The organism is Pseudomonas sp. Z1-29 (assembly GCF_051131995.1).
Taxonomy (GTDB): Bacteria; Pseudomonadota; Gammaproteobacteria; order Pseudomonadales; family Pseudomonadaceae; genus Aquipseudomonas.
The window spans coordinates 5,625,680-5,648,696 of sequence record NZ_CP071645.1; the positions used below are offsets into that span (position 1 = coordinate 5,625,680).

Consider the following 23,017-nt stretch of genomic DNA (forward strand, 5'->3'; position numbering starts at 1 on the left):
CTATTTAGTCTGCCGTCCGGCATCATAAACCCGAATTACCTTAATGAGCATGCCCTGCGGCAGTCAAAGCGTGTCGGCCAGGTAGGCCAGTAGCCTGCGATATAGCTGATCGACCTCCGGCACCTGGCCCCGCGCACGCAGGCAACCGTGGACCAGACCCTCGCCGTTGTACAACTCAGAGGCTACCCCTGCGGCGCTCATGCGCTCGTTATAGAGGACGCCATCGTCGCGCAGCGGATCCCATTGCGCCACGGCAACCAGCGTCGCGGGCAGGCCGCTGAAATCCTCGGCGAGCAATGGCGCGGCGTAGGCTGAGGGCTGGGTACCACGCAGGTACAACGCGTCATAGCGTTGCAGGTCACTGCCGTTCAAGAGCGGCGCGTCGAAACATTCGGTGCGCGACGGTAAATGCTCGGGCCCACCAAGCGCCGGGTAGATCAGCACCTGCGACCGGGGCAGAGGCTGCCCTGCATCGCGCAAGGCCAGGCACACCGCAGCGGCGAGGTTGCCGCCGGCGCTGTCGCCCACCACGGCCCGGCGCCGAGGGTTGATGGCAAACGGCAGGTCCCCCAGGTGGCGCCACACGGTGAGGCAATCTTCGAACCCAGCGGGAAACGGATGCTCGGGGGCGAGCCGGTAATCCACCGCCACCACCAGCACGCCGAGGGCCGCGGCCAGCTCCATGCAAATGAATTCATGGGAATCCAGGTCCCCTACCACCCAACCGCCACCGTGCAGATAAAGAATGCACGGCCACCCGGCGAGCGGCGGCGAAGTACGCAAGTGATAGGCCCGGACAGCCACGCCAGCCAGGTGCAGATCCTCGACCGCAAGCGTTGATGGGCGCGGCGGGGTGAATGCCCGGCACATCCGGCTGTAAGCCTGGCGCGAGCCGGCGAGGCTGTCATCCGGGCTGGTGAAGCTCAGGGTCTTGTCGATGAAGGCGGACATTGCCTGGGAGAGTGGGTAGGCCATTGTGGTTCGCCGTGGACGCTATGGTTTAGCCCGAAAGCTTTTGTGGCGAGGGAGCTTGCTCCCGCTGGGCTGCGCAGCAGTCCTCGCTTCCTGGCGGCTGCTGCGCAACCGAGCGGGAGCAAGCTCCCTCGCCACGGGGGTTATCAGTACCCGCAAGATTGGGTCAGTTCTTGAGACTGGCCTGCACCGCCGCGATGCCATCCTTGCCATCGAAGCTGGTCACGCCGGCGAGCCAGCGCTGCAGGTCCTCGGGATGCTCGCGCAACCATTGTCGCGCGACGTCCTGGGGCGTCTTGCGCTCCATGATCGGCACCATCAACTGGCTTTCCTGGGCGGCGGTAAACGTGAGGTTCTCCAGCAGCCGCTGCACGTTCGGACACCGCTGTGTGTAGTCCGGCGCGGTGACGATGGAGACCGTCGCGGCGCCTTCGTTGGGGCCATAGACGTCTTCGCTGCCGGTCAGGTAAGCGATGTTCATGTTGATGTTCATCGGGTGCGGGGTCCAGCCGACAAAGACCACGAATTCCTTGCGATTGACTGCCCGCTGCACCGCCGCCAGCATCCCGGCCTCGCCGGACTCGATCAGCTTGAAATCCTTGAGACCGAAGTGGTTGGTCTCGATCATGGTCTTGATGGTGGTATTGGCGCCGCTGCCCGGCTCGATGCCGTAGATTTTCGCCCCCAACTGGTCCTTGAACCGGGCGATGTCGGCGAAGGTCTTGAGCCCCGCCGCCGCCACGTAGTCGGGAACGGCCAGGGTCGCCTGGGCGTCGGCCAGGCTTGGTTTGTCCAGTACTTTCACTTGATTGGCCGCCAGGAACGGGGCGATGTTCTTGTCCATCGCCGGTTTCCAGTAGCCGAGGAAAATGTCGAGCCGCTTGTCGCGGATGCCGGCGAAGATGATCTGCTGCACGGCGCTGGTCTGCTTGCTTTCGTAGCCCAGGCCAGTGAGCAGCACGTCAGCCATGCCACTGGTGGCGATCACGTCGGTCCAGTTGACCACGCCCATGCGCACGGTCTGGCAGGACGCTGCCTCGGCAGCCATCGCGCCGGAGCTCAACAGGACGGTACCGCAGAGGATCGACAGACAGCGTTTGAACGGTCTTTTCATCGGAAAGGTCTCGTGCGGCAGCGGATTATTGTAGGCCGGTGTCTTGGTGCACCGTGCCTGGAACATTACGCAGCGTCGAGGGGCTGAAGATGAACTGTGGCGACGCGGTTTTGCACGGTGGCGACAGGTAAGACGATGAACGCTTCTGTGGCGAGGGAGCTTGCTCCCGCTGGGTGGCGAAGCCGCCCCAAGGATCTTGTGAGCGCTGCGCACTCAAGCGGGAGCAAGCTCCCTCGCCACAACAAGCGCCTCACTGCAGATCAGTGCTTGTAAGCCTGCCGCCCCCACGCCAGGAAACCCTCCACCAACTCCCTGAGCACCACCTGGGTCGGCGCCGCCAGGTCCGGGCGGTAGTTGAATGGCTCGAACTCTTCCATATAGGTGCTCTGGCACAGTTCCAGTTGCACTGCGTGAATGTCCTCGGCCGGGTTGCCGTAGTGCCGGGTGATGTGTCCGCCCTTGAAGCGTCCGTTGAGCACATGGGTGAACTGGCCGTGGCGAGCGCAGATGGCTTCGAGCTGGCTGGCCAGGGCCGGGTCGCAACTGGCGCCGTTGAACGTGCCGAGATTGAAGTCCGGCAGCTTGCCGTCGAACAGGTGCGGGATCACCGAACGGATCGAGTGGGCATCGAACAGCAAGGCATAGCCGAACTCGGCCTTGAGCCGCGCCAGTTCCTGTTGCAGGGCCTGATGGTAGGGCATCCAGATCTGCTGCAAGTACGTGGCACGCTCATCAGCCGTCGGCGCCAGGCCTTCGCGAAACAACGGCACGCCATCGAACAGCGTCGCCGGGTACAGGCCAGTGGTGGCGCCGACATACATCGGTTTGTCATCAGAAGGACGGTTCAGGTCGACGACGAACCGCGAATATTCGGCCGCCAGGGTGCTGGCGCCCAGCTCATCGGCGAAATCATACAGCCGGGGAATATGCCAATCGGTGTCCGGCAGGCTCTGGGCCTCGGGGATCAACCCGGCCTCTACCGCCGGCGTCAGGCGCAGGCCGGCGTGAGGCATGCTGATCAACAGCGGCACGCGCCCTTGCTTGAAATTCAGGACCTTCTCCACAACCGTTCTCCTCAATCGATTTCCACGCCGTGGCGCACGACGCGTTTTTCCAGATCGCCGCCGAGCCAGTACGACAGATCGGCCGGGCGATCGATGTGCCAGGCGACAAAGTCCGCCACCTTGCCGGCTTCCAGCGAGCCGTGGGTCTGGGCCATGCCCAGGGCCTGCGCGGCATGAATTGTTGCTCCCGCCAGTGCTTCTTCCGGGGTCAGGCGCAGGCAGGTGCAGGCCATGTTCAACATCAGGCGCAACGACAGCGCGGGCGAGGTGCCGGGGTTGAGGTCACTGGCGACGGCGATTTTCACGCCGTGCTTGCGCAGGGCATCCATGGGCGGCAACTGGGTTTCACGCAGGAAATAAAATGCCCCCGGCAGCAGCACCGCTACGGTGCCAGACTCGGCCATGGCCTTGGCGTCGTCCTCGGTCATGAATTCCAGGTGATCGGCCGACAGCGCCTGATACCGCGCCGCCAGGCTGGAACCATGCAACGACGACAGTTGCTCGGCGTGCAGCTTTACCGGCAGGCCCAATCGCTGCGCGGTCAAGAACAACCGTTCGACCTGCTCGGGAGAAAACGCCAGGTACTCGCAGAACGCATCCACCGCGTCCACCAGCCCCTCGGCGGCCAACGCCGGGAGCATTTCGGCGCAGATGTGTTCGATGTAGTCGTCGGCGCGGTCCTTGTATTCCGGCGGCAAGGCGTGGGCCGCCAGGCAGGTGCTGCGCACACTGACCGGCAATTCGGCGCCGAGGCGGCGGATGACCCGCAGCATCTTGCGTTCGCTGGTCAGGTCGAGGCCGTAGCCGGATTTGATTTCCACCGTAGTCACGCCGTCGCGCATCAGGCTTTTCAGGCGTTTTGCGGCGCTGGCGAACAGCTCGTCCTCGCTGGCGGCGCGGGTGGCGCGCACGGTGCTGGCGATGCCACCGCCGGCCGCGGCGATGTCGGCGTAGCTGACGCCTTGCAGGCGCTGTTCGAATTCACCGCTGCGGTTGCCGCCGAACACCGCGTGGGTGTGGCAATCGATCAGCCCCGGGGTGACCCAGGCGCCCTTCAGGTCGTTGATTGCCGGGTAGTCGCCCACCGGCAATTCGGCACGGGGGCCGATCCATTGGATGTGCTCGCCCTGAGTAACAATGGCGGCGTCTTCGATAATCGAGTAGGCGCCCTGGGCCATGGTGGCGGCGTGGCAGTTTTGCCAGAGGGTTTTCATCCCGGTTTCCTCGTCGCATTCAAAATCGATTCGCGAGCAGGCTCGCTCCCACAGAAGTTGCGCAGAATCTGAGGCAGCGCCATCCATGTGGGAGAAGCTGCGCAGAATCTGAGGGAACGCCATCCATGTGGGAGCGAGCCTGCTCGCGAAGGGGCCATCAAAGGCTCGGCAACAACTGCGCCGTGACCAGCTCGTTCAGACACCGACTCGCCAACAGCTCACTGGCCGCGTTGATGTCCGGCGCAAAGAACCGGTCCTTCTCGTAAAACGGTACTTCTGCACGCAGCAGCGCCCGGGCCTGTTCCAGTTTGGCCGAGGTTTTCAAACCACCGCGCAAATCCAGCCCCTGGCACGCCGCCAGCCATTCCACCGCGAGAATCCCGCGGGTGTTCTCGGCCATCTCCCACAAGCGCTTGCCGGCGGCCGGGGCCATGGAGACGTGGTCTTCCTGGTTCGCCGAGGTCGGCAGGCTGTCCACCGAATGAGGATGGGACAGCGCCTTGTTTTCACTGGCCAGGGCCGCAGCGGTAACCTGGGCGATCATGAAGCCGGAGTTGACCCCGCCATTGGCCACCAGGAATGGCGGCAGTTGCGACATGTGCTTGTCCATCATCAACGAAATGCGCCGCTCGCTCAGGGAGCCGATCTCGGCGATCGCCAGGGCCATGTTATCGGCCGCCATCGCCACCGGTTCGGCGTGGAAGTTACCGCCGGAGATCACGTCGCCCTCGGCGGCGAACACCAGCGGGTTATCCGACACAGCGTTGGCCTCGATCACCAGCACCTCGGCGGCCTGGCGGAACTGGGTCAGGCAGGCGCCCATCACTTGCGGCTGGCAACGCAGGGAGTACGGGTCCTGGACCTTGTCGCAGTTCTGGTGCGAATCCGACACTTCACTGCGCTCGCCCAACAGGTCGCGATAGGCCGCGGCGGCATCGATCTGGCCTTTCTGGCCGCGAGCCGCATGGATGCGCGCATCGAATGGCGAGCGCGAGCCAAGCACCGCTTCCACCGTGAGGCTGCCCAGCGCCAGGGCAGCGGCAAACAGGTCTTCGCCTTCGAACAGGCCGCGCAAGGCAAACGCGGTGGACACCTGGGTGCCATTGAGCAACGCCAGACCTTCCTTGGCCGCCAGGGTCAGCGGCGCGAGGCCGGCGACTTTCAGGGCGTCGACAGCCGGCAGCCATTCGCCTTTGTAACGGGCCTTGCCTTCGCCCAGCAGCACCAGGGACATGTGGGCCAGAGGCGCCAGGTCACCGGATGCGCCCACCGAACCTTTCAGCGGAATGTGCGGGTAGACCTCGGCGTTGATCAGTGCGATCAGCGCATCGATCACCTGCCGGCGAATGCCGGAGAAACCCCGGCTCAGGCTGTTGACCTTGAGCACCATGATCAACCGCACCAGCGCATCGCTGATCGGCTCGCCGACGCCGGCGGCATGGGACAGCACCAAAGAGCGCTGCAGGTTTTCCAGGTCTTCGCTGGCGATGCGGGTCGAGGCCAACAGGCCGAAACCAGTGTTGATGCCGTAGGCGGTGCGATTCTCGGCGAGGATCTGCTCCACGCAGGCAACGCTGGCTTCGATCTGCGCCGATGCGCTGGCGTCGAGGCTGAGCGTCACCGGTTGCTGATAGATGTCACGCAATTGAGCCAGGCTCAATTGGCCGGGAATCAGGTTCAAGGCAGTCATGTATTGCTCCTTTTGAGAGTTTTGTTTTTACCCGCCAGTCGCTCCGGAATGTTCCGTTATCCGTCACCTTCGCCTTTTGGGCGACGCCTTGTGGGCTAGGTGCCTTGGCACGCTGGTGTTTTTTTTGATCAATTCAAATTCGGTAGAACGTGGTGCAGCACGTTCGGATCCCTGAGCAGCCCGGCGGCGCTGGCGATGTCCGGCGCCAGCCAGCGATCCTGGTCGTAGGCCGGGACGCGCTCGCGCAGCAGCTTCCAGGCGGTGTCGGTGCCAGCGCCAAAACGCTGCGCCTTGAGAAACTCGAAGGCCTGGGCCGCCAGCAGGTATTCGATGGCGAGGATCTGCGTACAGTTTTCCAGCGCCCGGTGCAGCTTCAGGGCCGCGTTGGTGCCCATGCTCAAATGGTCTTCCTGCAACCCGGATGTGACGAAATTGTCGAGCACCGCCGGTTGCGCCAGTTGCTTGTTTTCCGCGCACAGCGACGCGGCGACGTATTGCACGATCATCATCCCCGAATTCACCCCGGGATTGGCCACCAGGAAGGCCGGCAGCCCACTGACGTGCGGGTTGATCAAACGGTCGAGGCGACGCTCGGCGATGGAGCCGATTTCCGCCACGGCGATCGCCAACAGGTCAGCCGCCAGCGCCACCGACTGGCCATGAGGGTTGGCCTGGGACACGACCCGGAAATTGTCCGGTGTACCTAGCAGTAAAGGGTTATCGGTGGCGGCATTGAGTTCGGTTTCGATCTGTTGCCGGGCATGCTCCAACTGATCACGAGCGGCGCCATGCACTTGCGGAATCGAGCGGATGCTCAAGGCGTCCTGCGTGCGAATGCCCAGACTTGAGGCGATGACTTCGCTGCCATCGAGCAGCGCCCGCAAGTTACTGCCCACCTGCTGCATGCCGGGGTGCGGCTTGAGCGCAATGATCTCGGCATCGAACGCGGCGATCTGCCCGCGCTGCGCCTCGAAGCTCATGGCACCGATCACATCGGCCCACTGCACCAGGCGCGTCGCATCGGCCAGGGCCAGGCAACTGAGGCCGGTCATGCACGGCGTGCCGTTGACCAGGCACAAACCGTCCTTGGCCCCCAACTGCACCGGTTGCAGACCTTCTGCGGCCAGCGCCTGCTGCGCCGAGACGACCTGCCCGCGATAGCTGACCTCGCCGACGCCCAGCAGCGCGATGCTGATGTGGGCCATGTGGGTCAGGTAGCCCACCGAACCCTGGGACGGCACTTGCGGCGTGATGCCGCGATTGAGCAGCGCCAGCAAGGCCTCGACCACCCGGCGATGGATGCCTGATCTGCCTTGGCTGTAGTTGAGAATGGCCGCGCAGAGGATCGCCCGGGTCTGCTCATCGGACAGCGCCGGGCCGACGCCACAGGCATGGCTGAGCAAGGTGTTGCGCGACAATTGGCTGAGCTGTTCGTCCTTGAGCGAGACATTGCACAAGGCGCCCAGGCCGGTGTTGACGCCATAGGCCCGTTCACCGCTTTCGACGATGCGCTGGACGATGGCCTGGGCATTGTCGATGCGCGCCCAGGCCTGGGCCGATAGCTCCAGCACAGCGCCGAAGCGGGCGACGGCGACCACGTCCTGCCAGCGCAGCGGGGCGCCGGCGATTACGATTTTTTCAGCCTGGGACATCTTCAACCTCATGGGAAATTCTTTTCAGCAACACACCTGGCTAAAGGCACTGCCTTTGTGGCGAGGGAGCTTGCTCCCGCTGGGCCGCGCAGCGGCCCCAAAATCTTGCGAGCGCTACGCACTCGAGCGGGAGCAAGCTCCCTCGCCACAACAACCTGTCAGCCAAAAATAGCTGTTCGCCAGCCACCACAGCCTTACACCACCGCCGCCCTGCGCTGCACAAACCGGTCAACATACTCATCCGCCGGCGAGTGCAGGATCTCCCGTGGCGTGCCGACCTGGATCAGCTTGCCGTCCTTGAGAATCGCGATGCGGTTGCCGATGCGTACGGCCTCGTCGAGGTCGTGGGTGATGAAGACGATGGTCTTGTGCAGAGTCTTTTGCAGTTCCAGCAACTGGTCCTGCATTTCCGCGCGGATCAGCGGATCGAGGGCGCTGAACGCCTCGTCCATCAGGATGATGTCGGTATCCGCCGCCAACGCCCGGGCCAGGCCGACGCGCTGGCGCATGCCGCCGGAGAGCTGGTGCGGGTATTTGTTCTCGTAGCCCTTCAGGCCCACGGTGCTGATCCAGTGCAACGCCCGTTCGGCGCAGACCTGCTTGCTTTCGCCGCGCACTTTCAAGCCGTAGGCGACGTTGTCCAGCACGCTCTTGTGGGGCAGCAGGCCGAAGCTCTGGAACACCATGCTGATCTTGCGCCGACGAAACTCACGCAAGGCCTCCATGTCCAGTTGCAGGATGTCTTCGCCGTCCACCAGGATCGCGCCGCTGGTAGGGTCGATCAACCGGTTGAAGTGGCGAACCAAAGTGGACTTGCCGGAACCGGACAGGCCCATGATCACAAAAATTTCACCGGTGCCGATGCTCAGCGACAGGTCGTTCACGCCGACCACGCAGCCGGTTTCGGCCAGCACCTGGTCCTTGGTCCTGTTTTGACGGATCAGCTCCAGGGCCTCCTTGGACCGGTTGCCGAAAATCTTGAAGACGTTCCTGACTTCGATCTTGCTGACGGCTGCGTTGCTCATTTGCTCACCTCATGCCGAGGACGACCGTAGGCCTGGGTAATGCGGTCGATGACCACGGCGAGAATCACGATGGCGAGCCCGGCTTCGAGGCCGCGCCCGACGTTGAGGGTCTGGATGCCGACCAGTACATCTTCACCCAGGCCACGGGCGCCGATCATCGAGGCGATGACCACCATCGACAGGGCCATCATGGTGGTCTGGTTGATCCCGGCCATGATGCTCGGCAGGGCCAGGGGCAGTTGCACGCCGAACAACTGCTGCCAGCGGTTGGCGCCAAAGGCGTTGATGGCTTCCATGACTTCGCCGTCAACCTGGCGGATGCCCAGGTCGGTCAGGCGGATCAAGGGCGGCGCGGCGTAGATCACCGTGGCGAAGATCGCCGGGACCTTGCCCAGGCCGAACAGCATCAACACCGGAATCAGGTACACGAAGCTTGGCATGGTCTGCATGATGTCCAGCAGGGGCATCAGCACCGAACGCAGACGATTGCTGCGCGCCGAGAGAATGCCCAGCGGAATCCCGATCAGCACCGAAATCAGCGTCGCGACCAGCATCAGCGCGAGGGTCTGCATCAGTTTGTCCCACAGGCCCACCGCGCCCACCAGGAACAACAGGCCGACGATCACCGCCGTCGCCACCACCTTGCGGGTGGCATGCCAGGCGACACCGCCGACGATCGCCAGCATCAGCCACCAGGGGGCCATGCGCAGCAGACCTTCAAGGTTGACGATGGCCCACAGCAACGTGTCGGAGATATGCCGGAACACATCGCCATAATTGGTCACCAGGGAGTCGACCCAACCGTTGACCCAGTCGGCGATGGAGAAGGTAAAGCTTTCGGGAAACATAAGAGACTCTCGATCAGGTGGATGCGGTGAACGTCCCGGCCAGCCCCACGGTTGGCCGGGAAATATTCGACCTACAGAGCCGCGTCGATTTTCTTGGCAGCGTCTTCGCTGACCCAGGCATGCCAGACTTCAGGATGTTCCTTCAGGAAGATCTTCGCCAGTTTCGGCGACTCGATCCGCTCTTTGGCCATGCGCCCGAGGTTCTGGTTCAGGATGTCGATCGGCAGGTTGACCTTTTCCAGCACCGCCACCAGTTCCGGAGCCTCGTCATGGAAGGTCTTGGACAGGCCGACCTTGATGCTCACGCTTTTATCCACGCCCGGTTTTTCTTCGAGCTTCACCAAGTCCACCTGGCCCATCAGCGGCGTTGGCGACCAGTAGTAGAACAGGATCGGCTCGCCACGCTTGTAGCTCGACAGCACTGCCGCATCCAGCGCCGGGCCGGTGCCTGGGCGGAAGTTGGTGTAGGTTTTTTCCAGGCCGTAGCTTTTCAGCATTTCGCTGTTGTCCAGCTCGCAGGTCCAACCGGCCGGGCAGTTGTAGAAGCGGCCCTTGGATGGCTCCTCCTGATCCTTGAACACGGCGGCGTACTGGCCCAGGTCGGCGATATTCTTCAGGCCCGGGGCCTTGGCTTCGAGCTTGCGCTTGGCATCACCTTCGATCACGTAGCGCGGCACGTACCAGCCTTCGATCGCGCCGACCACCGGTGCACCGACGCCCACCACCTTGCCGGCCTTCTCGGCCTTGTTCCACACCTCACTGCGGCCGACCCACTCTTCGGCGAACACCTGGATGTCGTTGCTGCTCAGGGCGTTCTCCATGGTGATGGAATTGCCTGGCAGGCTGTCGGTCTTGCAGCCGTAGCCTTTTTCCAGCACCACTTGCATCACGTCGGTCAGCAGCATGCCGCTTTCCCAGTTCAGGCCGGCGAACTTCACCGGTTTGCCCGACTCGCACCAGCCGGCCGCTTGCGTGGCACCGGCGCTGGCCAGCAGGCCCATGGACAGCAATGTGGTCAGCAGGGTCTTGTTCGACTTCATTATGTGACGCTCCTAATCAGTTGAATTGGCTTACGGCAGTCAAGAGGCATCCAGCCCTGTCAACGTCCCATCAGACCGCTTGGATGCGGCCCGCCCTGCTCGGTTGTGCGTCAACCGCGTCCTGCTCGACCGGCAGGATCAATTGATCGGGTACTGCGCTGTGCCACTTTCTGGCGATGAGGTAATACAGCGCCGCCGGAACCACCAGACCGATGATCCACGAGATATCCACACCACCCATGGCTTTCACCAACGGGCCGGTATAGAACTTGGTGGCGATGAACGGCAACTGAACCAATACACCGAAGACGTAGACGCTGATGCCGAGGGCGTTCCAACGACCGTAGCGACCGTTCGGGTCGCTCAGTGCCGGCACGTCATAGCGCTCGCGCGTGATGCAGTAGTAGTCCACCAGGTTGATCGCGCTCCACGGCGTGAAGAATGCGAGCAAGAACAGGATGAAAGACTTGAACGCACCGAGGAACGAGTGCTGGCCGAGCAGCGCGATCAGGGTCGCGGCGCCGACGATGACCAGCACGAAGACCAGACGCTGCAACCGCGTTACGTTCAGGTGCCCGCGAAAACCGCTGATAATGGTCGCGATGCACATGAAGCTGCCGTAGGAGTTCAGCGTGGAGATGGTGACCTTGCCAAAGGCGATGCTGAAGTACAGCAGCGCAGCGGTGGCGCCGGTGCCCCCCAGGCCTACGATGTAGGCAACTTCGTGACCGGCGAACTGCCCGTTGGCCGAAGCGGCGGCAAACACGCCGAGGATCATTGCTACCTGCGCGCCGATGACGGAACCCGCGCCGGCGGCGAAAAAGGTTTTCACCGAGGACGTCTTGCTCGGCAGATACCGCGAGTAGTCAGCCACGTAGGGGCCGAAGGCGATCTGCCAGGAGGCCGCGAGCGACACCGCCAGCAGGAAACTGCTCCAGCTGAAATGGCGAATTTGCAAGAGCGCGCCAACGTCCGTCTGGCTGACCAGGCGAGCGAACAGGTAGACAAAGGCAATCACACCAATAACGCTGGCGACCCGGCCAATGAAGTGGATCACCCGGTAACCGAGCACCGTCACCAGCACGATGACACTGGAGAAAATGAGGATGCCGAGACTGTCACTGACGCCAAACAACTGGCCCAGCGCCTGGCCGGAAAGCACGGTTCCCGTGGCGGTGAAACCCAGGTACATCAGGCATACCAGCACGATCGGGATGGCCGCGCCATACACACCGAACTGCACCCGGCTGGAGATCATCTGCGGCAGGCCCAGCTTGGGTCCTTGCGCGGCATGCAAGGCCATGACGCCACCGCCGAGCACCTGGCCGATCAGCAGACCGATCAACGACCAGAACACATCACCGCCAAGCACCACCGCCAACGCGCCGGTGACAATTGCCGTGATCTGCAGGTTGGCCCCCATCCAGAGGGTGAACTGGCTCAACAACCGACCGTGTCGCTCCGCTTCCGGGATGTAGTCGATCGAACGTTTCTCGATCAACGGCTTGCTGCTATCGCGTGTGCTGGTGACAGCCATGGTTCAACCTCTGTGGATTGTTCGGGTTCGGGCGCTGCTTTTATGTGTGGGAGCGAGCCTGCTCGCGAAAGGGTGTGTCATTCAACAGATGCCTCGGATGACAAGCCGCCTTCGCGAGCAGGCTCGCTCCCACATGGGTTTTGCGTTTACTTACCAGTAATCATCGGCAGGTTCAGCCCCTGCTCCTTCGCACAATCAATGGCAATCTGGTAACCCGCATCGGCATGACGCATGACGCCAGTGCCCGGGTCGTTATGCAGTACGCGGGCGATACGCTCGGCCGCTTCGTCGGTGCCGTCGCAGACGATCACCATGCCCGAGTGCTGGGAGAAACCCATGCCGACGCCACCACCGTGGTGCAGCGACACCCAGGTCGCGCCGCTGGCGGTGTTGAGCAAGGCATTGAGCAGCGGCCAGTCGGAAACGGCGTCGGAGCCGTCCTGCATGGATTCGGTTTCACGGTTCGGGCTGGCGACGGAGCCGGAGTCCAGGTGGTCGCGGCCGATCACGATCGGCGCCGACAACTCACCGCTGCGAACCATCTCGTTGAAGGCCAGGCCCAACTTGGCGCGCTGGCCCAGGCCAACCCAGCAGATACGTGCCGGCAAGCCCTGGAAGCTGATGCGCTCGCGGGCCATGTCCAGCCAGTTGTGCAGGTGAGCGTCGTCGGCGATCAGTTCCTTGACCTTGGCGTCGGTCTTGTAGATGTCCTGCGGGTCTCCCGACAGCGCGGCCCAGCGGAACGGGCCGATGCCACGGCAGAACAGCGGACGGATATAGGCGGGGACGAAACCCGGGAAATCGAAGGCATTCTCGACGCCCTCTTGCTGGGCCATCTGGCGGATGTTGTTGCCGTAGTCGAAGGTCGGCACGCCCATTTTCTGGAAGGCCAGCATGGCTTTGACGTGCACGGCCATCGATTGCTTGGCGGCCTTCACCACGGCGGCAGGTTCGGTCTTGGCGCGGGCGCGGTATTCGTCCCAGGTCCAGCCGGCCGGCAGGTAACCGTTGAGCGGATCGTGGGCGCTGGTCTGGTCGGTGACCATGTCCGGACGCACACCACGGCGAACCATTTCCGGGAGAATTTCGGCGGCGTTCCCACACAACGCAATGGAAATCGCCTTGCCTTCGGCAGTGTATTTCTCGATGCGGGCCAGGGCATCGTCGAGGTCTTTGGCCTGCTCGTCGACGTAGCGGGTTTTCAGACGGAAATCGATGCTGACCTGCTGGCACTCGATGTTCAGCGAACATGCGCCGGCCAGGGTCGCGGCCAAGGGTTGCGCGCCGCCCATGCCACCCAGGCCTGCGGTCAGGACCCAACGGCCCTTGAGGTTGGAATCGTAATGCTGGCGACCAGCCTCGACGAAGGTTTCATAAGTGCCTTGGACGATGCCCTGGCTGCCGATGTAGATCCAGCTGCCGGCGGTCATCTGGCCGTACATGGCCAGGCCCTTGGCGTCGAGTTCGTTGAAATGCTCCCAGCTGGCCCAGTGCGGCACCAGGTTGGAGTTGGCGATCAGTACGCGAGGAGCGTTGCTGTGGGTCTTGAATACGCCCACCGGCTTGCCGGATTGCACCAGCAGGGTTTCGTCGTCATTCAGGTTGGTCAGGCTTTCGACAATCTTGTCGTAGCATTCCCAGTTGCGCGCCGCGCGACCGATGCCACCGTAGACCACCAGTTCCTTGGGGTTCTCGGCCACTTCCGGGTCGAGGTTGTTCATCAACATCCGCAGCGGCGCTTCAGTCAGCCAGCTCTTGGCGGTCAGCGTGTTACCGCGAGGCGCGCGGATTTCAACGTCACGGTATTTTTCAGGTTTGCGGGTAGCGTCGGTCACAGCAAAAACTCCTCAGCGATCAATCCAGACCAGCCCGGGCAGTGGGCAGCGATTCAGCGGACGTTGCGTTGAATGCAGGAGACTCATACGCATACGTCTTTACTTGTATGTACAAGCATATGCAATCAAGCGGCCAACTTGTTGGAGCCGATGTTCAGGGACGGTTTGGGATAGAGCTCAAAGCCCTGTGATTGAAGGGCTGCCGAGCTGCATGAAATTTTTCAGAAGGGTTTTGGAGGGGGAAGTCGGAGGGACACAAAAGCGTGGTATTGCGCCACGCTGGGGCGTTCGGTAACAAGTTGGTGCGCATGGAAGGAACAACGAGCACGCTGTGGTGAGGGGATTTATCCCCGCTGGGCTGCGGAGCAGCCCTAGATCCAGACAACTCGATACATCAGGAAAAACGCAGGGGGTCGCTTCGCGACCCAGCGGGGATAAATCCCCTCGCCACAAGATGAGTGCAGCCGAGTTTAGTGGGCCGTCAGCTCGATCACGCAGCATTGGCCGTGGGTGGTGATCTCCAGCAGCCCGGTGTTGCCGCTCAGTTGCAGGCAGTCATAAAGCCCCAGCGTCTGGACCGCCTCGTCAATATTGACCCTCAGCGTCGGCGCCGCGCTGAACACCAACACCGTCCCCGCCTCGCTGAGAAAATGCTGCTGCCCACCCATCCACTGCAACCGCGCGCGGTAACGCTGCGGCGCATAGATCAGGTTGAAATCGCGGATCGACCCGCCCAGCAAGGTGCAGTGCACATGGCTTTCGCCGCTGAACGCAAACGGGTCCAGCGGATGCAATGCCCGCGAGGCCTGGCCATCGACATTCAGCGTCATGCCGTCACCCTGCAAGACACTGATGACCCGTTCATAACCGGCGAAGGTGGAAAAACCGCCCGACTCAGCGATATCGGCGATCGACAGGCGCCAACCGAAACCTTCCAGGCCGGTGCCTGCATCGCGGGTGATTTCTTCGGTGCTGCCACCGCCGTTTTTCCACGGCATGCGTGGGTAGTTGGCGGCGCGTAAAACCTTCAGCTGGCTCATTTGTGAAAGCGTCCTTCCAGGCTATGGCGGGAGCCCGGATGGATCAGGCGCGCGGCGGTCACCGGCTGGCGCCCGGACCAGGTGCGACGGCGAATCAGCAGGCACGGCTCGCCCCGCTCGATCTGCAACAGCTTGCATTCGCTCGGCTCGGCCAGGATCGCCTCGACCACATGCTCCCCCTCGGTCAGCGGCGCGACCTGGTTCAGGTAGGCGTAAGGCGTTTGCTGGGTGAAGTCCTGCTTGAGGTAGTCGGGCGCCACGAGCGCATTGACGAAACGGTCCTCGATCTGCACGGGAATGTCGTTCTCGAAATGCACGATCAGCGAGTGAAAGACCTTCTGGCCTTCGCGCATATCCAGGGCCAGGGCACGTTCGGAGCCGGCGGCCTCCTCTTCCAGGGTAATGACCTTGCAGGTATGGCGATGACCCCGGGAGGCGATTTCATCGGCGATGTTGTGTACTTCGAACAACGCGGACTGGCTCTTGGGCTCGGCGACGAACGTGCCGACACCCTGCATGCGCACCAACAGGCCATCGGCGGTCATTTCCCGCAGGGCACGGTTGATGGTCATGCGGCTGAAGCCCAACTGACTGACCAGTTCGCTTTCCGACGGCACGCGGTAGTGCGGCGGCCAGTTTCCACTGTCGATCTGCTGGGTGATCATCTGTTTGACGCGGGCGTACAAGGGCGCCGGACTGTCACCCATGGTTGCGGCCAGCGGCGGTTTGGCAGGCGGAGTCGGCACGGCGGTTCCCTGTTCTGCAAATTAGGTGGCTAGCTTGCCGGAGTTTACCGGCCAGGCAAACGTCTGTATATGTATATACAAATTTCACAGATGAGGGTCAACCATGTCCGCCTTCTTTGCCGAACGCGCGCTGCTGCCTAGTGGATGGGCCAATGATGTACGTCTTGAGGTCGATGCCAACGGTATCCTGACCCACATCCAGGCCGACGCCCACGCAGACGGCGCCGAACGACTGGACGGCCCGCTATTGCCAGGCATGCCGAACCTGCATTCCCATGCTTTCCAGCGGGCCATGGCCGGACTGGCGGAGGTGGCCGGCAACCCCAACGACAGCTTCTGGACATGGCGTGACCTGATGTACCGCCTCGTCGGGAAAATCAGCCCCGGGCAACTCGGCATTATCGCCCGCCAGCTGTACATCGAAATGCTCAAGGCCGGCTACACCTCGGTCGCCGAGTTCCATTACGTGCATCATGACCTCGACGGCGCGCCCTACGCTGACCCGGCCGAACTGGCGCTGCGCATCAGCCACGCCGCCAGCGCCGCCGGCATCGGCCTGACGTTGCTGCCGGTGCTCTACAGCCATTCCGGTTTCGGCGGCCAGGCGCCCAACGAGGGGCAGCGCCGGTTCATCAACAGCACCGAAAACTACCTGAAGCTTCAGGAGCGCTTGCAACCTGTCCTGGCCGGGCAAGCCAATCAGGCGCTGGGCTTGTGTTTCCACTCCTTGCGCGCCGTGACGCCCGGACAGATCAAGGACGTACTGGCCGCCAGCGATCCGCATTGCCCGGTGCACATCCACATCGCCGAACAGCAAAAGGAAGTCGACGATTGCCTGAGCTGGAGTGGCGCGCGGCCGCTGGAGTGGCTGTACGAAAATACCGAAGTCGACCAGCGCTGGTGCCTGGTTCACGCAACGCACGCCAACCCCCAGGAAGTCAGCCTCATGGCCAGGAGCCGGGCGATTGCCGGGTTGTGCCTGACCACTGAAGCCAATCTTGGCGACGGGATTTTCCCGGCCGTGGACTTCCTCGCCCAAGGTGGGCGGATGGGCATCGGTTCCGACAGCCATGTGTCGTTGAGTGTGGTGGAAGAGTTGCGTTGGCTGGAATACGGCCAGCGTTTGCGAGACCAGCGGCGCAACCGTTTGTATCGAACGGATCAACCGATGGTCGGGCGCACGCTGTATGACGCCGCGCTGGACGGCGGCGCCCAGGCGCTGGGACAACCCATCGGTGCTTTCACAGTAGGCAAGCGCGCCGATTGGCTGGTGCTTGATGGCAACGATCCGTACCTGGCCACGGCCAACGGCGACGGTATCCTCAATCGTTGGCTGTTCGCCGGTGGCGATCGCCAGGTGCGGGATGTGATGGTGGGTGGCAAGTGGGTGGTGCGCGATGGGCGCCATGCCGGCGAAGAGGAAAGCGCACGGGCGTTCACCCAGGTGTTGCGCGAGCTGCTGGGCTGATTCTCATAACAACAATCTGGGAGCGAGCCTGCTCGCGAAGGCGGACCATCAATCAACTTATGTGTTGAATGTGAAGCCCTCTTCGCGAGCAGGCTCGCTCCCACAGATGTTACGGAGTCAGTCCGAAGTCTTCGCCATCTGCCGGTCCGATGCGCGCCAGACCAACCGCGTAGTGTCATAGCCCTGCTGGCGGGCCTTGCTCAGCAGTTCTTCGCGCACATCCACCTTCACCGTCGGCGTGCGGGACAGCAACCACATGTAGCGCCGGCTCGGGTCGCCGATGATGGCGGTCTTGTAGTCATCGCTGACGTACAACACCCAATATTCCCCTTTTGCCACGCCCGGCAGGATCCGCGAGAACCAGGTATCGAATTCGACCCAGAGCTTGTCGGTTTTACCCGGCACTTGCGGGTAAGCCGTGCCCCTGGCCTCTTCCCATTTCCAGTCGGAAGTCAGGCAGCGGTTGAATACGTCCATGTTGCCGTCAGGCTTGAGGGTGTAATGCGCTTCGGACTGCGCGCAGTTGCGCTGGAAGTACATCGGCAGGCGGGCCAGTTCGTACCAGGTCCCTTGGTACCGCTTTAGATTGACGCTGTTGACTGTCTTGGGCGCCAACGGGTCTACGCCAGAAGAGGCACAGCCGGCCAATACCAGGCCAGCCAGAAGCACAAAAACTAACCGCATCATTATTTTTTTCTCCCGTGGGCGCTTGGCCCCGGTTTACTTCAGGTTACTTCAGGCCTTGGCCGGAAAACATCAACACTTTGTCACCGGCATACTGCACGCTGATAAAGCTTTCCTGGTCGCCCCAGGTGCAGCTGGACATACCGAGCGCGCCCGAACAATCAGTCGGTTTCCCCAGTAACGTTTCGACTTCGGCCTTGGGCATGCCAGCCGACAGCTTCGAATAGTTTTCCTGGTTGACCTTGCTGCATGCGGTCAAGACGACGCACACAAACAGCAGGGCGATGGATCGCAGCGACATGAGTAACTCCTGGAGCGGAAGGGAGGTGGCAGGGTGCCAACCTGATCCTTAGAAGAGAAAACCCCTGTCTGGTTCCCTCGTGCCCCTGGTATTTATTGGCTGTGCAGCGGTGTTTCATCGGAAATCAACCGGTTTGTGACGCTGTCGTGCCTTTCGTCGGGAGCGCCCCCTCGACGCCTGATGGGACGGGCTTTTGCGCCGATAAAAAGTAACAGCGCAAAATCTTGCACTATGGCAAATTGGCAGCCCTTCCTGACCCGTCCCTACGCGGTAGCGTTCTTAATGACCAGAAACATGAAATTCAGCCACAAAATCCTGCTGGCTGCCGCCCTTGTGGTGGCCGTCGCATTCGCCTGTTTCATCCTGTTCAACGACTATCGTCAACGACAAAGTCTCAACACCAGCACCGAGACGTCCATGCAGGAACTCGGCAACCTGACCAGTCGTAATATCCAGACATGGGTCGAAGGCCGAATCCAATTGCTGCAATCGCTTGCCCAGCAAATAGCCATCGATGGAAACAGTGCCGAGAGCCTGAAGCGCGCCGTGGGCCTGCCCGCCTACACCGGCAATTTCCAGCTCAGCTATTTCGGCGGTACCGACGGTGTGATGTTCTCGATACCGGCCGGTAATCGTGCCGCCGACTATGACCCGCGCGCCCGTGGCTGGTACAAGGCTGCCAATAGCGCCCAGCAGACCATCGTCACCGAGCCCTACATCGCGGCCTCGTCGGGCAAGCTGGTAATCACCGTTGCCACGCCGGTACAGCGTCAGAACCAGATGATCGGCGTGGCTGGCGCGGACATCGACCTGTCGAGCGTCAGCGCCATCATCAACTCGCTGAACTTCGGCGGCCATGGCCATGCGTTCATCGTCAGCGCCGACGGCAAGATCCTGATCCACCCCGACAGCAAGCGTGTCCTCAAGACGCTTGCCGAGGCCTACCCCAACGGCGCACCGCAAATCGGCCCGGGCCTGAAGGAAGTCGAACTCGACGGCAAGACTCAATTCATCTCCTTTACCCAGGTCAACGGCGTGCCCGGAGCCAACTGGTACGTGGCGCTGGTACTCGATAAAGACACCGCCCTGGCGATGCTCAGCGAATTTCGCACCTCGGCACTGATCGCCATGATCATCGCCGTGGTGTTCATCATCGCCCTCCTGGGCATGCTGATACGGGTGCTGATGCAACCGCTGCTGACCATGGGCCGCGCCATGCACGATATCGCCGAAGGCGAAGGCGACCTGACTCGGCGCCTGACCATTCATGGCCAGGACGAATTCGGTGCGCTGGGTACATCGTTCAACCGCTTCGTCGAGCGTATCCATACTTCGATCCGCGAAGTGGCTTCGGCGACCGGCCAGGTCAACGAAGTCGCCCTGCGGGTGGTCAGCGCGTCCAACTCGTCGATGTACAACTCCGACCAGCAGGCCTCGCGGACCAGCAGCGTGGCCGCGGCCATCAACCAGCTCGGCGCCGCCGCCCAGGAGATCGCCCAGAACGCCGCCCTCGCCTCGCAGCATTCCAGTGAAGCCCGCAACCTGGCCGAAGACGGCCAGCAAGTGGTGGATAAAACCATCACCGCCATGCAGCAGCTGTCGGCCAAGATCAGCGATTCGTGCGGCAACATCGAAACCCTGAACAGCAACACAGTGAACATCGGCCAGATCCTGGAAGTGATCACCAGCATTTCCCAGCAGACCAACCTGCTCGCCCTGAACGCCGCCATCGAAGCCGCCCGCGCCGGTGAAGCCGGTCGCGGTTTCGCGGTGGTTGCCGATGAAGTGCGCAACCTGGCCCACCGTACCCAGGATTCGGCGCAGCAAGTGCAGAAGATGATCGAAGAGTTGCAGGTCGGCGCGCGGGAAGCGGTGCTGACCATGACCGACAGCCAGCGCCAGAGCGAAAGCAGCGTTGGCATCGCCAACCAGGCGGGCGAACGCCTGGGCAGCGTGACCCAGCGCATCGGCGAAATCGACGGCATGAACCAGTCCGTGGCGACCGCCACCGAAGAACAGACCGCCGTGGTGGAATCGATCAACGTCGACATCAACGAAATCAACACGCTAAACCAGGAAGGCGTGGAAAACCTGCAAGCCACGTTGCGGGCCTGTTCCGACCTGGAACAGCAGGCGGCGCGGTTGAAGCAGTTGGTGGGCAGTTTCCGGATCTAGCGCTCTCAAGACCCATCGCGAGCAAGCTCGCTCCCACAGTTGACCGCACTCTACTGTGGGAGCGAGCTTGTCCGCGATAGCGGCATCAGCCCTCAGCAGAAATCAGACCGACACCCTGACGAAAGACTGAATTAAGACTAAACTCAGTCCGTTCCTTCTTTCGAGGCCCCGCACCATGAAACTCTCATCACAAATCAAACCCATCAGCTATTTGAAGAGCCATACCGCCGAAATCGTCAAGAGCATCACAGAGAGCAGAGAGCCGTTGATCATCACCCAAAACGGTGAAGCCAAGCTCGTGGTCATGGATGTAAAAAGTTTTGAAGAACAAGAAGACACCATGGCGTTGCTAAAGCTGCTGGCGATGGGCAACCAAGAAATTGAAAACGGTAAATTCAGGGAAATAGAAGAAGTCTTCGGCGAGCTGGATAAGGCGGACGACCAATGAGGTTGAAGATCGTCATTCTTCAGTCAGCCGAAACAGATCTTAAAGAGCTTCGCGCCTATCTCATCGGTCGGTTTTCTTTCCATACATGGCAAAGCACTTACGCCAGCCTGAAGACGGCGATCCGTCATTTGGAGACCTTGCCTTACGCAGGATCGATTCCAGAAGAAATCGAAAGGCTCAATCTCGGTCAGTACCGGCAGATATTGTCAGGGATGAACCGAATCATTTATGAGGTGCGGGGCCAAACGATCTATATCCATATCATCGCCGATAACCGCAAGAGCTTGCCGACCCTGCTAATGCAGCGATTGCTTCGAAGCAGTCCTTAACAACTCACTAGAACCTGGACCCAGGCCTCTTCAGGAATTCCAGCTCCTCAGCCGTGGACTCACGCCCAAGCACCGCATTGCGATGAGGGAAGCGGCCAAACCGCGCAATGATCTTCTGATGCCGTTCGGCATAATCCAGGTTGTCCTCAAACACCGCACGCTGCGCCTCGGGCTGTTCTCGAACCAACTCGATGAACCGCGACACGGCTTCGTTCTGTACGGCGAGGTTTTCGCAGTGTTCGAGTACCAGATAAATGAATACGCGCTGGACAGGCTTGAGTTGCCGGTCGAAACCCGCCGCCAGTCCCTGTGCTACCAGCGCTTGGGCACGCAGATCGCCGGAAAAACCTTCGGGGGTGTTGCGATAGATCATCCGGGGAAGTTGATCCAGTAGCAGCACCAGGGCCAGCCAACCTTCCGGGCGTTGCGCCCATTCGGTCAATCCGCCGGCCAGTGCCTGCTCGACCTGATCGCCGAAGCGCTCTTGCGCCTGGCGATCATGGCCTTTGCCGAACCACAGCTTGCCCTTGTCAGCCGCGATGTCATCGGGTGATTCGGCTGAACCGAACCACCAATCGAGCAACGGCTGCCAGGGCTCGGCCATGATTTATTCCTTGTGGTAGGCCGTGGCGCGCGCCACTTCTTCCTTCGAGCCGAGGAACACCGCTACGCGCTGGTGCAGGCCTTCAGGCTGGATGTCGAGAATGCGTTGGTGGCCATCGGTGGAAGCGCCACCGGCCTGCTCCACCAGGAACGACATCGGGTTGGCTTCGTACATCAGGCGCAGCTTGCCCGGCTTGGACGGCTCGCGGCTGTCGCGTGGGTACATGAACAGGCCACCACGGGTCAGGATGCGGTGCACATCGGCAACCATCGCGGCGACCCAGCGCATGTTGTAGTTCTTCTTCAGCGGGCCTTCTTCGCCGGCCAGCAACTCGCTGACGTAGCGTTGTACCGGGGCTTCCCAGTGACGCTGGTTGGACATGTTGATGGCGAACTCCTGAGTGGTCTCAGGAATGGTGATGTCTTCGTGGGTCAGGACAAAACTGCCCATCTCGCGATCCAGGGTGAAGCCTTTCACGCCGTCGCCCAGGGTCAGTACCAGCATGGTCTGAGGCCCGTAGATGGCATAGCCGGCGGCGACCTGTTCGGTGCCTGGCTGCAGGAAGGCCTTTTCGTTCAGCGCTTCGTTCTGGCTCAGGTACTCGTTCGGGCAACGCAGTACCGAGAAGATGGTGCCAACCGGCGCGTTGATGTCGATGTTCGACGAGCCGTCCAACGGGTCGAACACCAGCAGGTAGGCGCCCTTGGGATACTTGCCCGGGATCTGGTAGGCATTGTCCATTTCCTCGGACGCCATGCCGGCCAGGTGACCGCCCCACTCGTTGGCTTCGAGCAGGATTTCGTTGGACAGTACGTCGAGCTTCTTCTGCACTTCGCCCTGCACGTTCTCGGTGCCCATGCTGCCAAGGACACCACCCAGCGCGCCCTTGGAGACGGCGTGGCTGATTTCCTTGCACGCACGCGCCACCACTTCGATCAAAAAGCGCAGATCGGCAGGGGTATTGTTGCTGCGGGTCTGCTCAATCAAATAGCGACTCAAGGTAACGCGGGACATGGACGGCTCCGAAGAATAGGGGGCGGAAAACCCGCGCAGTTTAGCGCGAGTCGGGAGTTAATTCCTCCTATGAGACGGGATATGGAGGATTGAGTTCACGGGGTGGCGGTTCGCTTGGGTAATCTATTGGTTGATAGGACGCCATCGCGAGCAAGCTCGCTCCCACAGTTGACCGAGTTGTTCCGACGAACGCGGTTTATTGTGGGAGCGAGCTTGC

21 protein-coding genes are annotated in these 23,017 nt (G+C 61.8%); 4 read left to right on the top strand and 17 right to left on the bottom strand.

Features of this window, described 5'->3' with window-relative positions:
- Positions 1-63 precede the first annotated feature (63 nt).
- From J3P84_RS25565 to hutC, 13 genes are all read right to left on the bottom strand, one after another.
- Complete coding sequence (locus J3P84_RS25565) at positions 64-975, bottom strand: alpha/beta hydrolase (RefSeq protein ID WP_434626482.1); 912 nt, start codon at positions 973-975, stop codon at positions 64-66.
- Positions 976-1,138: 163 nt separating this feature from the next.
- Positions 1,139-2,086, bottom strand: coding sequence for a choline ABC transporter substrate-binding protein (locus J3P84_RS25570; RefSeq protein WP_434626483.1), 948 nt, complete (start codon positions 2,084-2,086; stop codon positions 1,139-1,141).
- 260 nt (positions 2,087-2,346) lie between these two features.
- The gene (gene hutG / locus J3P84_RS25575; RefSeq protein WP_434626484.1) at positions 2,347-3,150 is read right to left on the bottom strand and encodes an N-formylglutamate deformylase; all 804 of its coding nucleotides are present in this window, start codon (positions 3,148-3,150) and stop codon (positions 2,347-2,349) included.
- 11 nt (positions 3,151-3,161) lie between these two features.
- On the bottom strand, positions 3,162-4,364 hold the full coding sequence (hutI, locus tag J3P84_RS25580; RefSeq protein ID WP_434626485.1) for an imidazolonepropionase: 1,203 nt from the start codon (positions 4,362-4,364) through the stop codon (positions 3,162-3,164).
- 157 nt (positions 4,365-4,521) lie between these two features.
- Complete coding sequence (hutH, locus tag J3P84_RS25585) at positions 4,522-6,054, bottom strand: histidine ammonia-lyase (RefSeq protein ID WP_434626486.1); 1,533 nt, start codon at positions 6,052-6,054, stop codon at positions 4,522-4,524.
- A 128-nt stretch (positions 6,055-6,182) separates the two neighbouring features.
- Positions 6,183-7,706: a histidine ammonia-lyase gene (gene hutH / locus J3P84_RS25590; RefSeq protein WP_434631533.1), complete on the bottom strand. Its 1,524-nt coding sequence runs from the start codon at positions 7,704-7,706 to the stop codon at positions 6,183-6,185.
- A 194-nt stretch (positions 7,707-7,900) separates the two neighbouring features.
- Positions 7,901-8,731, bottom strand: a complete 831-nt coding sequence (locus J3P84_RS25595) for a quaternary amine ABC transporter ATP-binding protein (RefSeq protein WP_434626487.1) — start codon at positions 8,729-8,731, stop codon at positions 7,901-7,903.
- Positions 8,728-9,579, bottom strand: coding sequence for an ABC transporter permease (locus J3P84_RS25600; RefSeq protein WP_109752006.1), 852 nt, complete (start codon positions 9,577-9,579; stop codon positions 8,728-8,730). Before J3P84_RS25600 ends, J3P84_RS25595 begins: the two co-directional genes overlap by 4 nt.
- Before the next feature lie 71 nt (positions 9,580-9,650).
- The gene (locus tag J3P84_RS25605; protein WP_434626488.1) at positions 9,651-10,619 is read right to left on the bottom strand and encodes an ABC transporter substrate-binding protein; all 969 of its coding nucleotides are present in this window, start codon (positions 10,617-10,619) and stop codon (positions 9,651-9,653) included.
- 70 nt (positions 10,620-10,689) lie between these two features.
- Positions 10,690-12,156: a purine-cytosine permease family protein gene (locus tag J3P84_RS25610; RefSeq protein WP_434626489.1), complete on the bottom strand. Its 1,467-nt coding sequence runs from the start codon at positions 12,154-12,156 to the stop codon at positions 10,690-10,692.
- 146 nt (positions 12,157-12,302) lie between these two features.
- Complete coding sequence (hutU, locus tag J3P84_RS25615) at positions 12,303-13,991, bottom strand: urocanate hydratase (RefSeq protein WP_434626490.1); 1,689 nt, start codon at positions 13,989-13,991, stop codon at positions 12,303-12,305.
- Positions 13,992-14,461: 470 nt separating this feature from the next.
- A complete protein-coding gene (locus tag J3P84_RS25620; protein ID WP_434626491.1) occupies positions 14,462-15,031 on the bottom strand; it encodes a HutD/Ves family protein in 570 nt (189 codons plus the stop codon).
- Positions 15,028-15,738 (bottom strand): histidine utilization repressor, encoded by a 711-nt coding sequence (hutC, locus tag J3P84_RS25625; RefSeq protein ID WP_305501386.1) that lies wholly within the window; start codon positions 15,736-15,738, stop codon positions 15,028-15,030. Before hutC ends, J3P84_RS25620 begins: the two co-directional genes overlap by 4 nt.
- 142 nt (positions 15,739-15,880) lie before the next feature.
- On the opposite strand from hutC, the gene J3P84_RS25630 reads away from it, so the two are divergent.
- Complete coding sequence (locus tag J3P84_RS25630; RefSeq protein WP_434626492.1) at positions 15,881-17,245, top strand: formimidoylglutamate deiminase; 1,365 nt, start codon at positions 15,881-15,883, stop codon at positions 17,243-17,245.
- A 117-nt stretch (positions 17,246-17,362) separates the two neighbouring features.
- Here J3P84_RS25630 and J3P84_RS25635 read toward each other — a convergent pair whose 3' ends face one another.
- Positions 17,363-17,932 (bottom strand): lipocalin family protein, encoded by a 570-nt coding sequence (locus J3P84_RS25635; protein WP_434626493.1) that lies wholly within the window; start codon positions 17,930-17,932, stop codon positions 17,363-17,365.
- Between the two features lie 43 nt (positions 17,933-17,975).
- Positions 17,976-18,230, bottom strand: coding sequence for a hypothetical protein (locus J3P84_RS25640; RefSeq protein WP_434626494.1), 255 nt, complete (start codon positions 18,228-18,230; stop codon positions 17,976-17,978).
- Between the two features lie 282 nt (positions 18,231-18,512).
- On the opposite strand from J3P84_RS25640, the gene J3P84_RS25645 reads away from it, so the two are divergent.
- The 3 genes from J3P84_RS25645 (at position 18,513) to J3P84_RS25655 (ending at position 21,182) form a co-directional block, all read left to right on the top strand.
- Positions 18,513-20,405 (top strand): methyl-accepting chemotaxis protein, encoded by a 1,893-nt coding sequence (locus J3P84_RS25645; protein ID WP_434626495.1) that lies wholly within the window; start codon positions 18,513-18,515, stop codon positions 20,403-20,405.
- 175 nt (positions 20,406-20,580) lie between these two features.
- Positions 20,581-20,853, top strand: coding sequence for a type II toxin-antitoxin system Phd/YefM family antitoxin (locus J3P84_RS25650; protein ID WP_434626496.1), 273 nt, complete (start codon positions 20,581-20,583; stop codon positions 20,851-20,853).
- A complete protein-coding gene (locus tag J3P84_RS25655) occupies positions 20,850-21,182 on the top strand; it encodes a type II toxin-antitoxin system RelE/ParE family toxin (protein WP_434626498.1) in 333 nt (110 codons plus the stop codon). The genes J3P84_RS25650 and J3P84_RS25655 overlap by 4 nt, the downstream gene beginning before the upstream one ends.
- Positions 21,183-21,189: 7 nt before the next feature.
- Here the strand turns inward: J3P84_RS25655 and J3P84_RS25660 are convergent, their stop codons facing one another.
- Entirely contained in the window at positions 21,190-21,786 is a 597-nt protein-coding gene (locus J3P84_RS25660) for a DUF924 family protein (RefSeq protein WP_434626499.1), read from the bottom strand.
- 3 nt (positions 21,787-21,789) lie between these two features.
- On the bottom strand, positions 21,790-22,800 hold the full coding sequence (locus J3P84_RS25665) for a class 1 fructose-bisphosphatase (RefSeq protein WP_107323045.1): 1,011 nt from the start codon (positions 22,798-22,800) through the stop codon (positions 21,790-21,792).
- Between the last annotated feature and the right edge of the window lie 217 nt (positions 22,801-23,017).